1 protein-coding gene is annotated in these 2,088 nt (G+C 65.2%); it reads right to left on the bottom strand.

What is annotated here, in order from left to right:
- Positions 1–131: 131 nt before the first annotated feature.
- Entirely contained in the window at positions 132–1,604 is a 1,473-nt protein-coding gene (gene ltrA / locus BCD48_RS21540; protein ID WP_241841668.1) for a group II intron reverse transcriptase/maturase, read from the bottom strand.
- Positions 1,605–2,088: the final 484 nt, after the last annotated feature.

The raw sequence follows: 2,088 nt of genomic DNA, 5'->3' as shown, positions 1-2,088 counted from the left end.
TTTCCCGTTCAGGTAAGGCGGGTGACCCAGAGGTAACCTCCTCCCGAACCTCTGCCCCCTGCGGGGGCGATCTGGCGCCGAGTTAGACGGCGCACCCTCTCAACGCAACGGGCTCTCCACGATTCCTGCCGTCATGCGGGTAGTGCGGCCCACGGTGTGGGGATCCGGTCGCCCCGGTAGCGGTACCGGGTGACCGGTACCTTGGCCATCGGGCGCAGCTCGGTCGTCTCGGCGCGGATCGGTGTCCACCGCCCGGTGGGGTCGGTGTGCCGCGCTCGGAACTGCTTCCATCCCCAGTGATGCCGAACCATCAGCAGCCGGGCCATCCGCCACCACACCACCTGGTCAATGGTGGCGAACACGTGTTTCACCACGGCGTGCTTGAAATGGTTGGCCCACCCCTGCGTGATCTGGTTGATCTGTTTCAGCAGGTCCTCCGGGTCGCGTTGCGACGTCCTGTGGGTCAGGGCCCTGATCTTTTCCTTCACCGCCCGGATCGCCCGGTCAGCCACGAAGGTGTAGACGTACCGCTTGTTCGTCCCTCGCTTGCGCTTCCGCTGGATGCGGAAGCCCAGGAAGTCGAATCCCCGGTCCAGGTGCGTGACCTGGGTCTTCGCCTCAGAGAGACGCAGCCCTATGGTGGCCAGCACTCGGGCCACTTCCTCGCGTAGCTGGAGCGCGTCCGCCTCGGTCCCATGCACCATCACGACAACATCATCGGCGTAGCGTATGATTCTCCAGTTCGGTCGCCCCGTTCTGCGCCGGTGTACGCGCTTGCTTGAGGTCGACAGTGCCCCGCCTGGCTGCCATGCCGCGTGCAGGTGCTCGTCGAGCACCGACAAGGCGACGTTCGCCAGCAGCGGGGACAGGATGCCGCCTTGCGGGACCCCGGTGAGCGTATCCTGATTCTGGCCGTGTTCGGTAAGGACCCCGGCCTTGAGGAATGCCTTGACCAGGGCGAGAACGCGCTTATCCTTAATCCTGTTCCGGACTTGGCCCATTAACGCGGAATGATCGATTTCGTCGAAACACGCGTGAATGTCTGCGTCCAACACCCAGTGATATCCGTGGGTGCCATAGTATTGGACTTCGGCGATGGCGTCCTGTGCCCGCCGCCCTGGCCTGTACCCGTACGAGACCGGCTGGAAGTCGGCCTCGAAGATGGGTTCCAGAACCAATTTCAGCGCGGCCTGAACGACCCTATCGGCGATGGTTGGAATACCTAACCGCCGCAATTTCCCCCCGCCGGAAGGCTTGGGTATCAAACGCTCCCGCACCGGCAGCGGGCGGAAACTACCCGCTTTCAGCTGGGCGCGCAGGTCATCCAGGAACCCTGGAACGCCGGTCTCGCGCTCGACGTCGGCGACGGTCAGGCCGTCAACGCCAGCGGTCCGGGCGCCCCGGTTACCCGCGACCCGACGGTACGCCACGAGCAGCGTGGCCGGGTCGCACGCGAAGTTATACAGGTCGTCGAACCGGCAGCCAGGTTCAGCTACCGCCCAACGGTGAAGTTTGGCCTGCATCCCCGATACCCGTACGAGCGCAGGATTACGCCCTGGGGCGCCGCCATCCGGCGACGCATCTTTCGGCATTACAGCTTCCATCCCTTCTCGGTCTCGCTGTAGCCCTTCCCCATGTACCGGGCTCTCCCCGGCTCCGAGTACTACGGCTCCTCCGCCCCGCCCTCGGGTTCGGCGGTCGGTGCGCCTATCCCGCCCGGCCGGTTGGTCACCGGCAGGACAGGAACCCCTGCGGGCAGTTCCCACGTTCGCTGTCCATCGATCGACGGGTTTGGAGCCCAGCTTTATCCCTGCGGCATCGCCACGGGTACGCCGCAGACTTTCCCCGTGGCCTCCGATTTGGCCGATTGAAACCTCCCCGGAGTTCGCCCCGCCTGGCTGGCGGAGGTGCGCGCCGCTCCCGGCCCATATCCACCAGGTTTGAGCCGGTCGTGGTTTGAGAGACGTAAGATGCTGGTTCCTTGCGTACTCCTTCCCGTCTCGCTCGCCGCGCCCGCGCCATCTGGTAGTGCTGACACGCCCCGGCTTTATCAGGGCTGCTCCCGTCCTCCCGGCACCACCCGGTTAG

It is taken from the genome of Pseudofrankia coriaricola, assembly GCF_001854805.1.
Classification (GTDB): Bacteria; Actinomycetota; Actinomycetes; order Frankiales; family Frankiaceae; genus Pseudofrankia.
The sequence above is the reverse complement of the archived record's forward strand: the minus strand, read 5'-3'. Positions and strand labels throughout refer to the sequence as shown.

Coding starts and splice junctions, on each gene's coding strand:
- ltrA (WP_241841668.1), bottom strand. CDS start 1,604: ATGGAAGCTGTAATGCCGAAAGATGCGTCGCCGGATGGCGGCGCCCCA.